This window comes from Acidobacteriota bacterium, assembly GCA_039030395.1.
Taxonomy (GTDB): domain Bacteria; phylum Acidobacteriota; class Thermoanaerobaculia; order Multivoradales; family JBCCEF01; genus JBCCEF01.
Map to the genome: position 1 here is coordinate 102705 of JBCCEF010000015.1, position 18905 is coordinate 121609.

The 18905-nt window shown below is 63.4% G+C and carries 20 protein-coding genes; 10 read left to right on the top strand and 10 right to left on the bottom strand.

Annotated elements, in window-relative coordinates:
• Positions 1-46: 46 nt before the first annotated feature.
• The 6 genes from AAF481_14420 to AAF481_14445 all read right to left on the bottom strand — a co-directional run bounded on the left by AAF481_14420 (position 47) and on the right by AAF481_14445 (position 6985).
• Complete coding sequence (locus AAF481_14420; protein ID MEM7482368.1) at positions 47-2152, bottom strand: M1 family aminopeptidase; 2106 nt, start codon at positions 2150-2152, stop codon at positions 47-49.
• 199 nt (positions 2153-2351) lie between these two features.
• Positions 2352-2975 carry a GWxTD domain-containing protein gene (locus tag AAF481_14425; protein MEM7482369.1) on the bottom strand — a complete coding sequence of 208 codons (624 nt, stop codon included), beginning with the start codon at positions 2973-2975 and terminating at the stop codon, positions 2352-2354.
• A gap of 79 nt (positions 2976-3054) precedes the next feature.
• Positions 3055-3333: a DUF3467 domain-containing protein gene (locus AAF481_14430; protein MEM7482370.1), complete on the bottom strand. Its 279-nt coding sequence runs from the start codon at positions 3331-3333 to the stop codon at positions 3055-3057.
• 70 nt (positions 3334-3403) lie between these two features.
• Complete coding sequence (locus tag AAF481_14435) at positions 3404-4702, bottom strand: ABC transporter ATP-binding protein (protein ID MEM7482371.1); 1299 nt, start codon at positions 4700-4702, stop codon at positions 3404-3406.
• Positions 4699-5502 (bottom strand): ABC transporter permease, encoded by an 804-nt coding sequence (locus AAF481_14440; protein MEM7482372.1) that lies wholly within the window; start codon positions 5500-5502, stop codon positions 4699-4701. The genes AAF481_14435 and AAF481_14440 overlap by 4 nt, the downstream gene beginning before the upstream one ends.
• Before the next feature lie 277 nt (positions 5503-5779).
• Positions 5780-6985 (bottom strand): ABC transporter substrate-binding protein, encoded by a 1206-nt coding sequence (locus tag AAF481_14445; protein ID MEM7482373.1) that lies wholly within the window; start codon positions 6983-6985, stop codon positions 5780-5782.
• A gap of 201 nt (positions 6986-7186) precedes the next feature.
• Here AAF481_14445 and AAF481_14450 point away from each other — a divergent pair, with 201 nt between their 5' ends.
• The 3 genes from AAF481_14450 (at position 7187) to AAF481_14460 (ending at position 8474) form a co-directional block, all read left to right on the top strand.
• Positions 7187-7495 carry a hypothetical protein gene (locus AAF481_14450; protein MEM7482374.1) on the top strand — a complete coding sequence of 103 codons (309 nt, stop codon included), beginning with the start codon at positions 7187-7189 and terminating at the stop codon, positions 7493-7495.
• A 292-nt stretch (positions 7496-7787) separates the two neighbouring features.
• On the top strand, positions 7788-8012 hold the full coding sequence (locus AAF481_14455) for a hypothetical protein (GenBank protein MEM7482375.1): 225 nt from the start codon (positions 7788-7790) through the stop codon (positions 8010-8012).
• A 9-nt stretch (positions 8013-8021) separates the two neighbouring features.
• Positions 8022-8474 (top strand): helix-turn-helix transcriptional regulator, encoded by a 453-nt coding sequence (locus tag AAF481_14460; protein MEM7482376.1) that lies wholly within the window; start codon positions 8022-8024, stop codon positions 8472-8474.
• On the opposite strand, the gene AAF481_14465 is transcribed toward AAF481_14460, so the two are convergent.
• The gene (locus tag AAF481_14465; protein MEM7482377.1) at positions 8416-9990 is read right to left on the bottom strand and encodes a hypothetical protein; all 1575 of its coding nucleotides are present in this window, start codon (positions 9988-9990) and stop codon (positions 8416-8418) included. The genes AAF481_14460 and AAF481_14465 overlap by 59 nt on opposite strands.
• Before the next feature lie 125 nt (positions 9991-10115).
• Positions 10116-10388 (bottom strand): hypothetical protein, encoded by a 273-nt coding sequence (locus AAF481_14470; protein MEM7482378.1) that lies wholly within the window; start codon positions 10386-10388, stop codon positions 10116-10118.
• 298 nt (positions 10389-10686) lie between these two features.
• On the opposite strand from AAF481_14470, the gene AAF481_14475 reads away from it, so the two are divergent.
• From AAF481_14475 to AAF481_14495, 5 genes are all read left to right on the top strand, one after another.
• Positions 10687-11037 carry a polymorphic toxin type 44 domain-containing protein gene (locus tag AAF481_14475; GenBank protein ID MEM7482379.1) on the top strand — a complete coding sequence of 117 codons (351 nt, stop codon included), beginning with the start codon at positions 10687-10689 and terminating at the stop codon, positions 11035-11037.
• 20 nt (positions 11038-11057) lie between these two features.
• Positions 11058-11414, top strand: a complete 357-nt coding sequence (locus AAF481_14480) for a hypothetical protein (protein ID MEM7482380.1) — start codon at positions 11058-11060, stop codon at positions 11412-11414.
• Positions 11415-11473: 59 nt separating this feature from the next.
• A complete protein-coding gene (locus AAF481_14485) occupies positions 11474-11890 on the top strand; it encodes a hypothetical protein (GenBank protein MEM7482381.1) in 417 nt (138 codons plus the stop codon).
• Positions 11891-13296: 1406 nt separating this feature from the next.
• On the top strand, positions 13297-13722 hold the full coding sequence (locus tag AAF481_14490; GenBank protein MEM7482382.1) for a hypothetical protein: 426 nt from the start codon (positions 13297-13299) through the stop codon (positions 13720-13722).
• Positions 13723-13936: 214 nt separating this feature from the next.
• Positions 13937-14107 (top strand): hypothetical protein, encoded by a 171-nt coding sequence (locus AAF481_14495; GenBank protein ID MEM7482383.1) that lies wholly within the window; start codon positions 13937-13939, stop codon positions 14105-14107.
• 87 nt (positions 14108-14194) lie between these two features.
• Here AAF481_14495 and AAF481_14500 read toward each other — a convergent pair whose 3' ends face one another.
• A complete protein-coding gene (locus tag AAF481_14500) occupies positions 14195-14575 on the bottom strand; it encodes a hypothetical protein (protein ID MEM7482384.1) in 381 nt (126 codons plus the stop codon).
• A gap of 17 nt (positions 14576-14592) precedes the next feature.
• Entirely contained in the window at positions 14593-14916 is a 324-nt protein-coding gene (locus AAF481_14505) for a hypothetical protein (protein MEM7482385.1), read from the bottom strand.
• 329 nt (positions 14917-15245) lie between these two features.
• On the opposite strand from AAF481_14505, the gene AAF481_14510 reads away from it, so the two are divergent.
• Both AAF481_14510 and AAF481_14515 read left to right on the top strand, forming a co-directional pair.
• Complete coding sequence (locus tag AAF481_14510; protein MEM7482386.1) at positions 15246-17714, top strand: RHS repeat-associated core domain-containing protein; 2469 nt, start codon at positions 15246-15248, stop codon at positions 17712-17714.
• Between the two features lie 91 nt (positions 17715-17805).
• A complete protein-coding gene (locus AAF481_14515; GenBank protein MEM7482387.1) occupies positions 17806-18654 on the top strand; it encodes a hypothetical protein in 849 nt (282 codons plus the stop codon).
• The last annotated feature ends 251 nt before the right edge of the window (positions 18655-18905 follow it).

Genomic DNA, 18905 nt, shown 5'->3' on the forward strand with positions numbered 1-18905 from the left:
CTACCCCACCACGACGCAGCCGGCCCGAACTTGGCGCGGCACTTCGTCAGTCGTCAATGGACGGCGTCTCGGTGCCGTAGACGTAGCGCTCGAACCAGGGCTGCCAGTCTTTGTTGGTCATCTGGTTGAGGATACCCACCAGGTGATGGGTCGCGCCGTACTGCACGGAAAAGTTGGTGGTGAAGGTGCGCAGCAGGGCGAAAAAGTAGCGGTCGCCCTGTTGCGCGCCGCCGAACTGGCGACCGAGTTCTTGTCGCAGGGCGTGGAGCACCAGCGGCCCCTTCGCATAGAGCAGGTAGACCCGGTCGCGGAAGTCCTTGTCGTCTTTCCCCGCCAGGCGATTGGCCAAGTAGATCGACCCGGTGTCGCTGATGTCCTGGGTGAGCCGCTTCCACTGGCGAAGCTCGCGGTCGAACTCCCGCTGGCCTTTCTTGCCGCCGCCGCGCATGGCCTGGAGCGCCAGCGCCGCCGAGTAGTCGGCGAAGCTTTCGGTGAGCCACTGTTCCTCATAGGAGTCCATCTTGATCACGTGCCCCCACCAGGTGTGGGCCACCTCATGGACGAAGCGGGCGTTGACCCCTTGCGAGAAAAAGCGGTTGACGACGTCGCCGATCGGGTTGTAGGCCTCGCGGGTGATGAAGATGATGCCCGGCGGCGCCTGACCGAAACCCCAGGAGTTGATCTCGACGACGTTCATCTCGTCGAGCGGATACGGCACGCCGAAGAGCTGGCCGTAGTAGTCCGCCGACGCAAAGAAGTTGCTGAGAAGTTGTTTGGCGGCTCGCTCCTTGCCGCCGGCGTAGGCCGCCACGGTGCCGGAGATGTCGTTCATCGAGTCCTTCACCTCCGAGTACTTGCCCGCCACCACTACCGGGAACTGCATCGGCTGGTCCAGGCGGGTCTTGACGCGATTGAATCCGTCGCCGGAACTGCGCTCGACGGTCTTGCCGGAGGCATAGGGAGTCAACGGCTCGGGTACCCGCACTTCGAATTCGAAGGTCGAGAACTGGCCGTTGAGGGCGGGCCTCGGGTACCAAGCCCAGGTTCCGAGGGACCAGAAGCTGTCCTTGTTCGGGCGGATGGCGATCTCGCCGTGGTGCTTCACCTCGATGACGCGGTTCTCGCCCTTCGTCATCGGCGGATCGAGGATGACCAGCAGATCGTTTCGATCGTGCAAGAAGTCCACCTCTTTGCCATCTACCTTCACATGGTCGACCTCGATCGGGAAAAACTTGTCGCCGTCGGAAACCCGGTCACGCAGCGAGACCCTCCACACCCCCAGGTCGTCCCGCTGGGAGCGCACGGTGGAGCGCGCGGTAATTTCGACATACTGATCCCGCGGGTTGTTCACGGTGAAGGCCGTATGGGTGGTGACGCATTCCGCGGCCGGGCGATCCCACCAGTTTCGGCCGATCGGCTGGGTGACCAGCTCGTAGGCAATGTAGTCGCCCTTGTACTCGCGCCCACCCTCGCTGCCGCTCAGGTCGTCGAGACGCAGCAGGGTCTCCTCCCGCAAGACCTCCGGATCAACGTCCAGGAACCACTTCTCGTCGCCCTCCAGCAGGGCGACCCGAGTGCCGTCCAGCTTCATGAGGTCGAAGGTCAAGGCGCGCAGGCCCGGCGACGAGAAGAGCGCTCGGTCGAGGAGTTCGGTGAACCAATCCGAGGAGAGCGCCGCCGCGCCCTCCGGCGGCCCGGTGGCGCCGATTTCGGCGGCCTTCGCCGCCGCCAAGTCCCGCGCCCAGATCACCGCCGAGGTCACCCGCTGGCTGGCGGTGGCGCCGTTCGGTCCGGCGGTGAGCTTGACCGACGAGGCGGTCTTGAAGTTGCGCTCGGCGACGGGTCGGCTGATCGGATCGTCCACCCGATAGCTGAAGGTCGCGCCGCCCCGCACCCACAAGCCCGCCGGTTGACCGTTCGCCCACAGTAGGTGGGCCGAACCACCGGAGGACGGTTGCAGCACACCGCGGCCGATAGCGAGCGGTGCCTCCAACGGCATCGCCTCGCCCACCAGCGGCGCTTCGAAGGCCCGCAGCGAAGCCCTCAAGGTCGCGCCCTGTGCCGAAGCTGCGCCCAGGCAGAAGCCGGCGACAACGAAGATGGCGCAGAGAAAGGAAAGGGCTGCGGACGGTACCCGCTGGGGTCGGGGCATACGTTCTTCTCCGTGGTGAATGAATGTCGAGCCGAATGCTCGTCGGCGGCGCCTCATGGAAAATCCAACCTTCCATTCAACCCTGCCAGCTTGCTGGATCCGTGGATTTCTATCACGCCCCGGCAAAATCCTTCACCGGAAGCGTCAGGCCGTGGGTACGCCCCGGAGTGCCCGAAGATTCCCCAACCCGCCGGGACGGCTACCTCTCGACCGCCGCCTGGGCCGCCAGTTCGAGCAGCCGTTCTCCCTCCATGAAGGTGGTGCGGTCGGCTTCGATCAGGAACTTGAGCACCGCGCGCTCGTAGCCTTCGTGGCGAATGAGAGTCGCCAACCGGGGGTGCAGTTCATCGGCCGGGTATTCCCATTCTTCGACCGTCACCTGGGTGACGTCGAAGGTCGGCGAGCGGGCCGGGGAGCGGGGCGACCAGGAGGGCGCCGTATGTTGGCTCAAGCGCAGAACCGAGGCAGCGCCGAAGAGGATCAGAGCACCCCCACGGGGGGTCATGCTGCCGCGCTTCCTACCCTGCCCGTAGAGCCGGTCGGCCGCCTCGAGGCGTTCCCAGAACTGCTCCTGGGCGGGGTTGATGGAATCCGACGGATCGGGATCCCGACGCTGCCAGAAGTCGATCAGAAATTGCGCCGCCTCCTCGTCCGTTCGCACCGCCCGCAGGGCGCGCTTCTCCTCCGGCAGCATCAGCCAGTGTGCCGGGCCCCGGGCCCACTCGCGGAGGGTCTTCCGGGGATTGGCCGACGAGCTGGCGGGGAGCGAGAGGCTCCCCCCGACCAGCAGCGCGACGGCGATCCAGACGGGCGAACGTCTCATCATCCACGGACCTCGCGTAGCCCTGTCGGTACCCATCGCAACACCAGCGGCAGGCCAGGGAAGATGCGCTGCGGGGCACTCAGTTGACGCTCCCGTCGTCCGGCGCCGGAGCCTCGCGGATGGGGCCGTGCTTCTCTTCGTACAGCTCCAGGTTCTTCTGGATGGCACTCAGAATGCGCTTGACGTGGCCGGGATTCGCCACCACCCGAGCGGTGACGATGCCCTGAGGCGGCACCAGATTGATGAAGTCCAGGTAGAACTCTTCGCGCGTGTGGGTGATGCGGAGCAGATTCGAGTAGCGTCCTTTGAGCTCCTCATCGTCGATCTTGACGTTGACTCCGGCGGCGGGCTTGGCCATCCGACCTCCTTCTGATCTCGCTGTCGTGGCGGGTGAGCCGAGATGCATGCTATCGCACCGATGTAGCTCGCTACTCCGGCCCCTTGTCCCAGGAAACGGCAGGCGGAAACTCCCAACGGTGTTCGGGAAAATACACCCCGACGCCGCGTTCGCCGGCGGTCACGGTGAACGCCAACACCCGGCGGCGGTAGTCGTAGGGCACGCCGTCGCGGGTGTGGAGGGCAACGTCGACCAGATATTCGCCGGGCGCCAGGGAGAGCGCCGGGCAGGCGATGCGCACCACCCCGTCGCCCTCCAGCCGGTCCGCCTCGAAGCCGGCGAGATCGGTGTTAGTGCCCCACACTTCCACTCCTCGCGGAGTGGAGATGGCGATGCCGAAAGCAAAGTCGTCCAAGGCCTTGGGCGCGTGCACTTCCAGCTCGAAGGCCGCCGCCTCGCCGGAGCGGAGAAGGTGGGTCTCCTCGCCGCTCGCGTTGCGCAACCGTACCCGTGGGATCTCCGCCTCCCGGGAGCCCCAGCGTCGCGGGCTGTCGGCCGACCGTTCGGTGCCCTCCACCTCCGACGCTTCCGAGGCCTCATCTTCCTGCTCCTGCTGTTCACGGCGGTGCTCCTCCGCCTCTCCCTCGGCGACGGACTGACGATAGGCATCGATCATCCGGCGCGGTTCGCCGGTGCCCCGCGGCCGGCCGCCATCGAGCCACAGGATGCGGTCGCAGAGCTGCTCCATCAGGTCCAGCGAGTGGCTGACGAAGAGCAGCGTGCGGCCCTCCGCCAGGAACTCTTCGATCCGCCGCAAGCAGCGGTGGGAGAAGGCCTCGTCGCCAACGGACAGCACTTCGTCCACCAGCAGGATCTCCGGATCCGTGTGGATGGCGACGGCGAACCCCAGCCGCACATACATGCCCGACGAGTAGTTCTTGACCGGCTCTTCGATGAAGTTCGCCAGGCCGGAGAACTCGACGATGTCGTCGAAACGCTCCTCGATCTGCCGCCGCGAGAGACCGAGTACGGCGCCGTTGATGTAGATGTTTTCGCGCCCCGAGATCTCCGGATGGAAACCGGCGCCCAGCTCGATCAGGGCGGCGACGCGGCCGTTCACCTCGACGTTGCCGGCGGACGGCTGGAGGATGCCGGCGACGATCTTGAGTAAGGTGGACTTACCGGAGCCGTTGCCGCCGATGATGCCGAAGGCCTGGCCCTTGGGCACCGAAAAGGACACCTCGTCGAGGGCGGCGATGGCTTCCTCCGGCCGCAGCCCGCCGATCAAGCTGCCGTCCAACAGGGCGCTTTTCAGGGTCTTGAACTGGGCGCCGGGGGCCACCCGGCGATAGAGCTTGGAGAGCCCTTCGACTCGGATCGCGTCGCTCACACCGCCTCCACCAGGGTGTTGCGCAGACGATCGAAGATCCAGGCGCCGACCACCCAGCAGAGCCAACTGATCACCGCCATGTGCAACCACAGGCTCCAGCCCGGCACGGTGCCGGCGAACAAGGTCTGCTGGTAGGCGAGGGTGAAGGGCGAAAAGGGGTTCGCCCACACCACCCAGGCGAGCGGGCGGATGGTCACCGCTTCCAGGGGATAGAGGATCGGCGCCAGGAAGAACAGGAGCGTCAGCAGATTGGAGAGCAGGTCCCGGACGTCCTTGAAGTGCACATTGAGGGACGCCAACGCCAGCGCCAGGCCGGCCACCATCGGAATCTGCAGCAGGATCACCAGCGGCGCCAGCAGCATGCTCCAGCCACCGATCGGGTAGCCCATCGCCACCCCGACGGCCAGGGCGCCCAGCAGAATGGGGAGAGCGAAAAGGAAGTGAGCGAGGTTAGCGAACACCGAGACCATCGGCAGGATCTCGATCGGAAAGACCGCCTTGCGCAACAGACCGGAGTTCGAGGCCAGCGACAGGGTGCCTTCGAGCATGGAACCGGAGGCCCAGATCCAGGGAAACAGGCCGGTCACCAGGAACAGCGCATAGGGCTCGATGCTGCTGCCGAGGGGCCGCCGGAAAACGTAGCCGAAAACGAAGCTGTAGACCGCCAGCAACAGGAGCGGGTTGACCAGCGACCAGAAGAATCCCAGCAGGGAACCCCGGTAGCGGGCCTTGAGATCACGCACCGTCAGGGTGCCGAGGAGGCTGCGATGGCGAAAAAGCTGGAGGGCCGGGCGCAACATTTAGGGGGCTAGCCTGGATTTCTCACCGGCGACCGTAGCGAGAGGCCGTAGGTCGCTGGAGATGCAAGGCATCTGTGGGTTCTGCGCCGAAGGCGTCCTTTCGGTACGTCGAGAAGCAGGTTCCGCGGATAACGCAGCAGATTCAGTGGCATACGGACTCGCAGTAGGTGGACGGTGAGAAAGGCAGGCTCGGGATTCGAGGCGATGGCAAGCAAAGGAAAGGCCCGCGATGAAAATCGCGGGCCGGGATCGGTCGGTGGGCGGGAAAGAAGGGCCGTCAGCCGCCCTGAGCGGCGGCGCGGGCCGCTTCGCGCTGACGACGTTTGAGTTCTTCCATCCGCTCCATCAGCTCCTTCTTCTTCTCCTCCATGCGCTTCTCGAAGTCCACCATGACGCCTTCCTCGACGCCGTAGACCCGCGGGAACTTGCCCACGTCGCCCTTCTCGTCGAACTGGATCGGGCCGCTCGCCCCGATGTAGTCCTGGAAGGCTCGAATTCCTTTGCGGAAATCGTTCGGCAAGCGGCTGTCCGCCTCCTTGAGGGCGACGCCGATCACACCGAAGGCGTCATAGGCCTGGGCCGCGAAGAGATTGGGCTCCTCGCCATAGGTTTCCCGGTAGGCCTCGACGAACTTCTTGACGTGGGGATCGTCGCTGTTCGGATCGAACAAACTCTGGGTCAACAGCACGCCCTCGGCATTCTCGCCGAGACGCTCGATGACGTCGGCGGCGTTGAAGGCATGGGTGGTCAGAATGCGGCCATCGTAGTCGCGTTCGCGCAGGGTATCGATGATGCCGGCGATCTCGAAGGCGTAGTCCGCCACGTAGACCCCGTTCGGCTCCAGCTCCAGCACCTGGTCGATGAAGGGCTCGAAGTCCGTCGTACCGGTGGGGTACTCGATCACTCCCAGAACCTCGCCGCCATAGCGCTCGAATTCGGTCTTGAAGACGTCCTGAATGCCGTTCGCATAGGGGGATTCCGCCGCCAAGATCACCACGGTTCCGAGCTCGAGCCCCTGGGCCGCGTAGTTGCCCATCTTCGCCCCCTCGCGGAAGTCCGACGGCGCGACCCGGAAGAAGTTCGAGGAAATGCCGGTCAGCCGTGGACTGGTGGCCGACGGCGAGATCATGATGCGGTCTTCCCGATCGAGCACCGGAACCATCTCCTCTGCCTCGGCAGAGGTGACGCCGCCGATGGCGACGAGGGAGCCTTCATCGTAGGTCGCCTCCAGCAGCTCGGCGGCGCGCTCGGCATTGCTCTCGGAATCGCGGATGTCGAGAGCGATGTCGAACCGCCGGTCGGAGTCTTCCGCCAGATGGGTCGCCGCCAATTCGATGCCCTGTTTGATGGGAACACCGTAGACGTCCCACTGGCCGGTCAACGGCAGGACGACGCCCACCTGCACCGGCCGATCCGGATCGCACGCGCCGGCGGCCAGTGCGAGGATGCCCACTGCGAGAAAAGCCTTGTAATTGCGAGTCATAGCTCGATACACCCCAGTCTCTCGAGTTCGTGATCGGACGCCCCGGAGTTCTAACCCAGGCCTCCGACGAGTGTCAAGGAAGCCCTAGTCTACTGAACGGCCTCCAAATCGGCGCCGAAACCGGTCTCGGCGGCGGCAAATCCACCGCAATCGGACCCGTCTGCTGACGGATTAGACCCGCTCACCTCTAGAATAGTGCCCATGGGCGAAACGAAAAAACTCTCCGTGTCCTGCCCCGAATGTGGATGTGACCTGGTGATCGACGCCGCCACCGGAGAGATCCTCTCCCACCGATCCGCCGCCAAACCGATCGCCGGCGGCGCCTCCTTCGACGATCTACTGGCCGGCATCGACAAGGGCAAGGAGCGGGCCGAACAGGTCTTCGAGCGCGAACAAGCGGCGATGAAGGACCGCGACCGGCTGCTGGAAGAGAAGTTCAAAGAAGCCCTCAAGCGGGCCGAAGAAGACCCCGACGACACCCCCCCGAAGAGCCCCTTCGATTTCGACTGAACCCCCCTAGATTCGCGCAGCAGTCGAAAGGGGAGCGGCAGCGTCCCCGAAGAGCCCCTTCGATTTTGACTGCCCCCCCAGGGGTAAGCCACTAGGTCCAGCCACCAACTACAAGACAGAAGAGTTTCTTGACTCATAGATTCTATAATTCTAAAATCTATGATTGGTGACAGATGCGGCGGCAGCGTTCGCCTACGGCGGCGGGGACGAAAACCGAGCGACGCGGAGGAGTTGGTGATGCGGCTGGACGACTCGCCCGAGGGGCCGCTGAAAACGGACGAAGGAGCAAAGAATGGCGGCACGCAAGAAGAGTGACGGCCCGAAGCTGGAGCAGTTCACGATGCGGCTGACGCCGGCCGCCAAAGAGCGGCTGATGGCGATCTCACAGCTCGAGGGCGAGACGGCCTACGCGATCCTGGAGCGCGCCTTCTGGTGCTGGTGGGAACGTGATCTGGATGGCAAGAAGCGAGAGGCGGTGGAGCGTTTCGCGACGGCGGTCGAGACTTTGCGTGACTGAGGGCGGAGCGTGAGCGTCAAGGACGGGATAGGAGAGGACCGCCGGTCGGCCTTCGAAGGGTTGCCGGCGGCGCTGCGCTGGCTGCGTCGTTGTCAAGGGCTAACGCAGGGCGAGGTCGCCCGGTCGGCGGGAATCGACGCCGCGATGGTGAGCCGGTACGAGCGCGGCGAAGCCATGCCGCAGCTCGCTACCCTCGGCCGGTTGCTCGAAGGCATGGAGGCTTCGTTGATCTTGCTGGGCCACGCCCTCCGGGTGGTACGCGGGGAGCCGGGGGAGAACGAGCCGCTGCGGCTGTCGGCGGAGCTGCCGGCCGCAGAGGTCGAAGCGCTGCGGACAACGGCGGTGGTGCTGCGCAAGCTGATCCGCTCCTCGCGACCCGAGGAGCCGTCGCAAGAAGTAGCCCTCAGGAGGCATCCTGGAATGCGTAAGAAGGATCCCGCTGGACGCGACGCAGGTAAGTAGCCATCTGGCGCACCAGGACCGTACTGACGCGCTCCAGCTCCACCGCATCGCGGAACAGGAGCAAGGCCGCCATCGCCTCGCGATTTACCTGCTGTTCCTCGAAGACCTGGACCAGCTCGGCCGCCAGCGGACGCACCTCGCGGGTGCGCCCTTGTTGGAGGTAGAGGTCGGCGAGCTCCAGCGTAACCAGAGCCGTGTCATAAGGGACTTCGCGCCTACGGAAACCCTGCTGTGCGGTTGAGAACAAAGCCTCCGCCGTCTCCAGGTCGCCGAGGCCGCGGGCGACTTTTCCCTCGGCCCAGGTGATGCGCAGTTGGGTGAGCGCATCTCCGTATCGCTGCGCCAGGTCTCGATTCTCGGCGAGGAGATCCTGCGCTTCCGAGTATCGGCCCCCAGCGCACAAAGCATGGGCGAGGTTGTGGCGGGCATAGAACGCGAGGTGGGGCGCCTCTTCGTCCTCAAGGAGATGGAGCGCGCTAGTACACGAACGAATCGCACGGTCAAATTCGCCCAGCTCGCGGTAGACGCTTTCCAGCGTCACGAGAACGCGGGCAGCCGCCTCACGGCTCTGCTCTTTCTGGTAGGCCCGCTCTGCACAGCGAAACCTCTCCTCGGCTTCTTCGAAGCGTCTCTGATCGCGGAACAGAGAACCTTCGAGTTCGTCCAGCTCGGCGGCGAGGAGTGGGTCGCCGGAGCCGCCGAGATCGAGCAGGTAGCGGGAGGGGGAAAAGATCTCCGCCGCTTCCGGGAGCCGTCCCTGGACGCGGATGGCGTTGGCAATCCGGGCGTTGGCCAGGGCATAGAGGTCGACCGCATGAGACGAGGGCTCCGCGTGGCGAAGCGCCGCGGCGGCCAGGCAGGCGAAGTCGAACGACTCCTGCGGCTGGCCCGGCAGGCACTCGCGGCTCTTGGCGATCAAGAGATCCGCCAGGGCCGGCCCGGCGAAGCCGGAGCGCACGTCGCGCACGGCCGCCAGGCGGCGGCGGGGTGGCAGGGCGAGCAGCACCCGGAGCCGGTCCGCGGCGGCGGCTTCCTGGGCTTTCACCCGGTCGGTCATTGCATCGGCCGCGGCGACAGCGCGCTCGACGGCTTCCCGGTAGCTCGCCGCGGGCTCCGCGATGCGCTTGTCGTTCCAAGCGTCATAGACCATTTCGCAGGTGGCGCAGTGCTTCATCAGGTGCGTCACGAGCCGCGGCAGGGTGGTGCCGGTGCTTTGGACGCCGGCGAGCCGATCCAGCAGCTCCGGCGTGAGGTGGTCGTCCACCCGGGAGGGCACGCTCCCAGAGTCGGGTTCCTCAAGGGCTCCCGCAGCCGGGACCCCAGACAGCGCCAGGAGAACGCCCAGGCCGGGTTCCAGGCTCAGCCCGAGGGCCTCGCGATGCGCCGCCCAGGCGCGATAGCCGTGAGCGCATTGCGGGCAAACCTCCCGAAGGTGGACCAAGAGTCCCTTGACCTGCCCCTTGATGGTTCGAGGATCGAGGAGGTCGTCGAGTTGTTGCGGGGTCAGATGTCTCATCACAGGCACAATTCTACTAACAAGAGAGTGTTTTATTGCGCTTTTGTAGCATACACTGGATTGCGAGACATGGAGCGGCCGCCGACGCTGTTTCGATAAGTAGAAAACGCCGGCGGCCGTCGCCTCTAGCCGTTGGGGTCGATGGAGGCACCGGCCCCGGCGTCGTCGTCCGAACTAGGCGACGCCGGCGCCGTGGCGCCGTTGGGGTCAGTGGAGCAGCTACCTTCGCACCACAAGGCACGCACGTTGTCCCAAAGAGTTTCGAGGCTCCAGGAAGCGGCGGGGGTCTCGGCTTCGCGCACCGGCTCGGCGAGGGAGATGCCAGCAGAACACCAGGCCAGCGCCAGGGCCAGCACAGCGGCGATTACCATTCGATGACCGAAACAGACACGATGCATGGTGGACTCCTTTCAGCGGGTGGCCACCGCATCCGGCTGCATGCCGAGCGCCGGGCCGCCCGGTCCTTCACATCAGGAAGAGTGCCCCGAGGGGTCCCTTTTCGCGACGGGTCGACTAGACGCCAGCGTCTAGTTCGGAGGACTCCAAAGTCTAGCGCTTGTCCGTTTCCGCTAGGCGTTCGCTGGCAGGGCTCACCCCCCGCCGCCCAGAGAAAACGGCCCCGGTGATTTCGTGGGCCCGATCCCACCGGGTGAAACGGCTATCTTTGTGCCGCCTGGGGTAGATGTTTTTGAGAATATGGAGCAAGCTGCACTTCATCGCCTCAACGTATTCTGGTTTCGCGATCAAGTGCGCAACAAGGGTCCTTGGGACTACAAGCAGCAAGGGCGTCAGTACGAAGACTTCGGAAACTTCAACTATGGAGCCACAGGAAGGGCACTCGGTCTCCCGGAACGGCTCCTTCTCAGGGAGGCCGGCAGGGCGCAGCAAGCTGCCGGAACCTCACTGCAAGATTGGGGCGAGCCAGGACTGCGCGTCAATCCTTTCGGGGGCTCGGGATTCTTTGGTGACGATCCGAAGGACTACCATTGGATTCGTTTGGGCTACGAGTATGCACGCCGACAGGGATGGCGTCTCGCTGGGCCTTAGAAGAAAAAGAAAGGGAATCGATGTACAAACTTCTCTTGGCTGCACTGATGTTCCTGGCCTGTCAACCTTCCATTACCGGCGGCTGTTCAAACACCGTCATCGCGGAGTCGAAGTCCCCTGACGGCCAGTATTCGGCGACCTTCTTCGAGCGCGACTGCGGCGCCACAACAGACTACAGCTCACTCATTAGCCTGCGCGAATCGAACAAAGATTTCGATACGGAAGACGTCGAGATCGTGGTGGCTATAGACGGTCGATCTGACATTCAAATGCAATGGACATCCCGCCGATCGCTCTGGATCGATCCTGGCGATAGCGAAGTTGTTCGTCACAACGGCAGGTGGAGGGATGTGCAGGTCAGCGTCAAAGAGCAATGATGAAGCGTACAGCGGAGCGGTTCGCTCTCTTTGTCGCGGTCGCTCTCGGCGTTTCGAGCATGACTGATGCAGAAGAGAGCAAGGCGAGCTGGCGGTTGACCTACTGCGCCTTCGAACTGTCGCCTCAGGAAAAGACGATGAACGCCAGTTTTCACCTCGTCTATCGAGTCCGCGTGGATAGCCAGGGGGTGCCTTTGGCCGTCGAGAAGGTGCGCTCAAAATTTGTGGACGATGACGCGGTGTGGCAGTGCGTCCGAGGCTGGAGACTTCCTCCAGTCGAGGAAGAAGCCGGGTACTTCCTTTCAAGCTATTGGAGACACGGCCACGGGTGGTCCTCCTTCCAGATCCAGAGTGAGGCGCTGTCCATCGAATTCGATGCGACGGGTGACCTCAAACCTTACTCGGCGCCGGCGCCGGCGTCCGAAATCTCAGCCAGTGGCCACCTGGAACTGGAGCTGCCCCAGGCACCGGAGTAGCCCTGCGAAAAAACCTCATCTGGGCCGCCCTCCCAGGGGGTGCGGCACCTTCCACACCTACAGTCGCTAGGAAAACGTGTACCTGTAGCAATCGGCACTGCCACCGAGGCGCCCTAGAATGAACCACTTGCGGATAAGCCTGCTTCTACTCTTCGCGGCCGGCGGCTGCCTAACCGCCAAACAGGAAGCCCCTGAATCGTTCACAGAGAAACTCTGGGTACATTGGGACTCTGAGTCGATTCCAGGACCGAGTGAACTGGATGAGAACTACCGATCAGCCTACGCGCGCCTACTCTCATTCGACCCGAATGGTGAGCTTGCAATCCTGGCTTGCCAGATTTTGGAGGTGAAGGACAAGCAAGCGATCAGCCGCGGGGATGGTCAGGTTGTGTATCTAGGGCGATGGAAATTGACTGCGAGGGGCAACTTGGATGTGACTTTTCGCGAAGTCTACCGCTCCCTGCCACCTAATGCTCCCCCGAAACCTCCTACCGAGATCTCAGCTCGCGTTGTTCGTGAGGGAGGAAGTGGTCTGCTGTTGAACGGTGACTTATTCACGCTAGACCGTCACCTCAGCAAGGGAGCGGTAGATGAATATGTGCAACTCGCCAGGGCTTCCAGCCGTAGCGCTGCGATTGATCCTTCTCCCGGGGAGCTGGTCGTAGGTTCCGGCGATGTTGGAGGCGCCACGCTCTCAGCGGAGGCGCCAGAGGGCAAGTTCACAGGTGTGCTCACCCTGTCCTTTCATGAGCCGGCAAAATTCTACTTGCCGGAGCGATGGGGCCTGTCTCCGCTGGCTGGCTCCTGGCTCTTAGTCAAGATCGAGTCGGAGACCAGGTCCTACGAACTCATACCCAGGGGGGCCATGCCTAAATGGCCGCATGAGGACGGGGTTCAATCCTTTGGCGCGGGCCAGCAGATCTCAGTCCTTTGGCGCGGGCCAGCAGATCTCAGTCACCATATGATACAAATGGCGAAGGAAAGTTCGCTCTGGAAGCGGGCCAGTGACCCGGAAGACGTAGTTTCGGGCCATCTGACACACGTTTTCTGAGACGATCCGCTTCCGTGGCTACGATTGGCCTCCATTCTCATCGAAGGAGGTCAATATGAAGCAGAAGTGGACACCCGACGAACTGGTCGAGCTGTGGGGGCTCACACCGGCCGATCTGGAGGTCGTCTCGAACACGTCGATGAGGAGTATCGGCTAAACGCTGACTACCACCTCAAAGAGAACAACTGTACAACCATATGCATAGACGCTTTGGAGGTCGCCGAAGAGGCGGCTGGAACCGAGTTCCCCGAGCTGGACGCCATCGGCTCAGAATACGATCCACGCTCTCTCCTAGAACAACTGCACCGCATCGAAGAAGACTGGGAGTCTCGCTCGGATCCTCTCAGGAGATTCAATGGCAACTTCTAAGGGCGCAAAGTTTGTGCTGCTCGCCGTAGGGCTGGTGATTGGCTTCGGGGCTGGATTCAGTGTCGGGTGGTGGCAGTCTCCAGGCCCCTATCGATACTTCTATCAAGCGACAGACGCTATTCCCATAGCGGCATCAAGGTACAACGCTGACAACGTTCTTCCACCGGGAACGGTCTTGGTGTCGGACAGTAAGTTGAGGAGTCTGGTAGATGAAGGTTGGTGGGGCTATGTGCCCGTCTATTTTATGAATCATGACATCGCGAGGCATCTCAGTGTGACCGAAGGTGAGGAGCCGGACTCCATCCTCGATTTCACCTTGAGCGCTGTGGTCGATTTCGAAGCGATGGACGATCCACCTCCAATAGATGAGGACGATGTGATCGTCTTCGATGTCCGGGACCCCAAACCGTAGATCGGGGATCCAGAGTAAACGTCCTATCTGTGCCGCCCTCCCAGGGGGTGCGGCACCTTCCACCCCTGGAGGCGGTATAGAGCCGCCTCTCAGGTACCCGCCTCCAAGGCTCTTTTTTCTGAAACGACGCTTCTAGCGGATGCACACACACTTCCCGCCCTGGGTTCCCCTGGAGGGCTCTCCAGGGCCTGAGAGGGGTGCGCCTGGCCCTCTGGTGGGGTTTGCGCTGCAGTCGCCGTCCGGCGCGGTCCTGGAGGAGGTGGTGACGGTTTCCGGCCGGTACGTGCCGCTGGTTCCCACTGAGGTCTCACGGCTGGCCTACCGGGTCGCCCCCACGGTGGTGACGCGGACACCGCCCCGGGTGGCCTTCGGGGTCCAGCGTTAGGCCGCCGACGGCGTGATCGAGGTTCCGTTTCCGGACCTCCTCCAGCCCGGCCAGATGGCCCCAATCGCGGACGGGACCGGGCACGCCCTACGCCTGCTGCGGGTGATCGCTGCCCCCTAAAACAGCCTCCCAGATCCTCCTCCCTAGCGTTCCCCCCTCCAAGAGGCGTTCGACGGCCGTGGTGACCTCGGCCAGGACCTCGCGCAGCTCGTCTTCGAGGTGGGTGTTCTGGTCCCTGCGAGCGACGCGGAGAAGCTGCTGCAGATTGGTGCCGACGCGGCCCAGCTCAACGACGGCGCGGCTGGACACGCGCTGCGCCACGGGCAGGGAGAGGGCGCGCCGGCGGGCATAGACAGACACCGGCAGCATGTGGAGTTGGGCGGCCTCGGCCAGGCGCTCGGCTTCCCCTACGGTCAGACGCAGAGGGATGCACTCATCGCGGGGGTTCGGGTGGCGAGGGCGGGCCATCCGATCTCTCCCGCGCCCTACTGTGAACAGATCCGCGGCAGGACCTCGCCGAGGGCGGCCAGGACCTCGCGCAGCTCGTCTTCGCTGTAGAGATGGATGCTTCCTTCCGTGTTCGCCAGCCGGGCGCAGTGGTTGAGGCGCTTGCCGACCTCGACCAGCTCGTCGACGACCTCGACGGGGACACGCCGCGAGACGACCGGGCGAAGGGCCTGGTTCCGGGCGTAGACGGAGGGCGGCAGCCCGTGCCGCTCGGCGGCCGCCCGCACCTTCGCTTTCTCTTGGGCGGTATAGGCGACGGTCCTCTTGCGGGAGCGGGGATTCGGCGAGCAGGGGCGAGCCATGGAGAGATTGTGGCAGAGCGGCTTTGAGCGCCCCGTCAGGGGTCGCGAAAAACCGACCGTTTCCACCGGAGGTCCAGGGGGTTTTCGCCCGGCGAAAACATTGCTTGCTCCTGGCAGTCGCATGTCAGGCGAGCGGCACTTAGGAGGGAGGTTCCGGAAACGTTCGGCAGGGATTCCGCCAACGTTCGGCAAACCCTCAGCGATACCTATGAGGGAAGGTATTCGGAGATCCCGATCCCGCGACGCTGTACTCGCACTACGATCCCTTCGGCCGGCCGAAGCGCCTCACCCTGCCGGACGGCAAGCCCGTCACCCTGGCCTACGGCGGCGTGCGCTCCATCGCCCGCACCGTGAAAGTCGCCACCGGAGCGACCGGCGGGGAAACCTCACAGACCACCACCGAGATCTACGACCGCTACGGCCGACTGACGGAGGTCCAGGAGCCCTCCGGCGCCGCCGGAGCGGTGGTCACGACGAGCTACGCCTACGACGTCGCAGACCGCCTCACGGGCGTCTCGACGCCCATCGGCAACGGGCAGCGGCAGGAGCGCGCCTTCGCCTACGACGGCCGGGGCTTCCTGCTCTCGGAAAAGCACCCAGAGCTGGGCGTCGCCGGCGAGGGGACCCGGCGCTATGAGGGGTACGACGCCATGGGCAACGCCCACCGCCAGTATGTGGGCGCCCAGAACGGCCTCTTCGACCTCGCCTTCACCTACGACCTGACCGGCCGGTTGACCGCAATCCGCGAGCGCGGCGGCCTCCGGCGGCCGGTGAAGGAATTCGTCTACGGCGCCGAGCAGTCGAACCACAACCGCTCCAAGGGCAAGGTGCTCCAGGCCATTCGCCACAACTACCACGTCCCGCCCTGGAATCCCCAGGCCGGAGAAGTGGACGTCTCGGTCACCGAAACCTACACCTACGGCGGCCAGGCCGGCCGGGTCTCCAGACGCACCACGGCGGCTTCCGGATCGCAGAGCTTCACCCAGTCCTGGACCTGGAACGACCTCGGCTTACCCACCCTCGTCGGCTATCCGCAGTGCACGTTCCAGCCCTGCGCCGGCTCCTCGACCTCACGCACCGTAGGCCACACCTTCACCCGCGGACGGCTGACCGCCGTGCCGGGCTACGCCACCGCGATCTCGTATCATGACAACGGCATGCTCGCAGAGATCGAGTACCCCAACCAGGTGGCCTACTTCCAGGACCGCGACCCCCACGGCATGCGCCGGCCGGGCTCGATCGGCCTGACCCTGCAGGGCGCCATCGTCGAGCCGGAGCTGTACCTGGCCGCGGGGGCCGTGACCCACAACCTCCTCTACCAGTACGACGGCGCCGGCAACATCAAGACCCTCGGACCGGAGAAATATCAGTACGACGGAGTCTCGCGGGTGGTCCGCGGTACCCTCGGCACCGGCGCCTACCAGCACTACACCTTCGACCGGTTTGGCAACCTGGGCACCATCCTCACCGACGAGAATCTCGGACCCGCAACGCGCACCTACGCCATCGACCCGAAAACCAACCGCCTCGCGAGCGAGGCCTACGACGCCGACGGCAATCAGCTCACCTACGGCGCCGGCGGCCTGGGCTTTGTCTACACCTGGGATCCGCTGTCGAAGATGAAAGCCTCCCGCCGCAACAACGGCAGCCAGGACGAGTTCTACGTCTACACCGCCGACGACGAGCGCCTCTACACCTTCAACGCCGCCGTCTCGCCGGCCGAGGAAACCTGGACCCTCCGCGATCTCGACGGCAAGGTCCTACGCACCTGGACCAACGTCGGCGCCTCGGCCGGCACCTGGAGCCACGAGAAGGACCACGCCTACCGCGACGGCCAACTCCTCGCCTCCTGGAGCCCCACCGACGGACCCAGGTACTACCACCTCGACCACTTGGGCACCCCACGCCTCATCACCAACCAACACGGACGACGCGCCGACGGTGCCGCCTACTACCCCTTCGGAGAACAGGTCGGCTGGGAGCAGCCCTCCGATGAGCGCATGCGCTTTACCGGCCATGAAAGGGATCAGCACGGGCCGGGGCAGCTGGATGACCTCGACTACATGCATGCTCGGTACTGCAACCCCATGACGGGGAGGTTTCTGAGTGTGGATCCCTCACAAAAATCGGCGCGCCAGAAGATGCCGCAGACCTGGAACCGCTATACGTATGTAGCCAATAACCCGATCAAGTTTCTTGACCCTGATGGTAGAGATCTGACCATTGCTTTTGACTTCAAAGGCTCGGACATCGGCTTGAAGATGCAGGCCCGCATAGCCGTTGAAACGATGCGGGCTTTCAGAAGGGCAGGGGTCCAGGATGTCAAGATCCGCTTTCAGGCAACGTCTCATAGATTCAAGGGTAAGAGCCTACGGGCGCCGGTCAAATTTCAAAGCGAAGTCATCCACCAAGGAAGACAAGTTTTGGGTCACACTGCGACCATGGCGGGTCGAAAAAGCCGTGTATCTGTCGGCATGGCACCAACCTCGCCAGAAGCCCGTCTTTTCTTCTTAGTGAATGTGGCGGCTCACGAGGTAGGGCACCAAGCTGGACTCCACATCTTTCGAGACCATTTTGATGCCAAACCAGGAACGTTGATGCAGAGACCGCCAAGTCCAGAGGCCCTCAGTAGCGGCTTCTTGTCCTTCTCTGAGGCGGATGCAGAGATGCTCTCGGACCTCTTAAATGAGGAAGAAGAGATTCTGGGTCAGGACTCTCATGGTAGTGCAACCGGAAATGCTGTTGACTGTGCTCGGGGGACCGTAGGAGGTGGGAGGGGAGCCAACTACTGTGGCTAGTAGAAGAGCCTTGCGCGTACTGAGCGGCTGGGCCGCTATCGTCATAGCGGTTATGGGAACCTGGTGGGTCTGCAGAGAAGCGAGAGTGTTCATGGTCGAAACCATACGCACTCCAACAGACTCGGCAAAGGTCCATTGGCGTTGGGGTGCTGTTCGTAAGGTACTGATAGATATCGACCAAGACGGCGTTTTTGACTTGGAGGGTCATTTTGAGGATTGGACGCGTGATATTTCCCCAGACGATCGCTTCGATTACGCCTTCGCCTCTTCAAAGTGCGACGGGGAGTTCGACACCAAGATTGTCTACGAACCGCAAGAAAGCCTCTACGGACCACCAGGAACCTATGAGGCGGTCTACTTCGACTCGAATGGCGATGGGGTAAGTGAGCAGCACTCCCCGGCTGAGGGACTGCGATGGATGGCTGAGAGGTGCCAACTTTGGACCGATCACCTAGATCAGTACTTGCGCCGTGCGGCTGTCTCCGATGCGGCCGGTGACATTGGAGGCGCCACGCTTTCAGCGGAGGCGCGAGAGGGCAAGTTCACAGGTGTGCTCACCCTGTCCTTTCATGAGCCGGTAAAGATCTACTTACCGGAACGATGGGGGTTGTCTCCGCTAGCTGGCTCTTGGCTCTCGGTGAAGATCGAGTCGGAGACTGAGTCTTACGAACTCATATCCAGGGGGGCAATGCCTAAATGGCCCCACGAGAACGGAGTTCAATCCTTTAGTGCAGGCCAGCAGGTCTCAGTCGCTATTGACACAGGTGACGAAGGAACGTTCGCATTGGAAGCACCGGATGGCCAAATCGCCGACCTGCTGCCGAAGGGGGTCTACAGAGTGACGGCCAGGCTTGCTGTTCCTCGTGACAGTCGGACGCGCCGACTTGGCCTGACGCCGCTCAACTGGACAGCGCCTGAAGTGTTCCTGAGCGTAGAATAAGCAAGCGTTGCGCTTGCCTGCCACCGAACGACCCCAGGATCCTGGAGTTGACCCGCTTTGGTGGACACCTCACAGTGTGTTGGAAAGGAGTCCTGACCCGACCCCATGGTTGAGCAATTGTCAAAAGTTGTGTATGGGTTCAGATTCAGGCGGCTTGTTTGATTCCGTCTTGGAATCGGGTTCCTCGGACGACTTCGGCTACGAGCTGTGCTCCGTTGAGGGCTCTCCATTTCTTCTGGGCGGACAGGCAC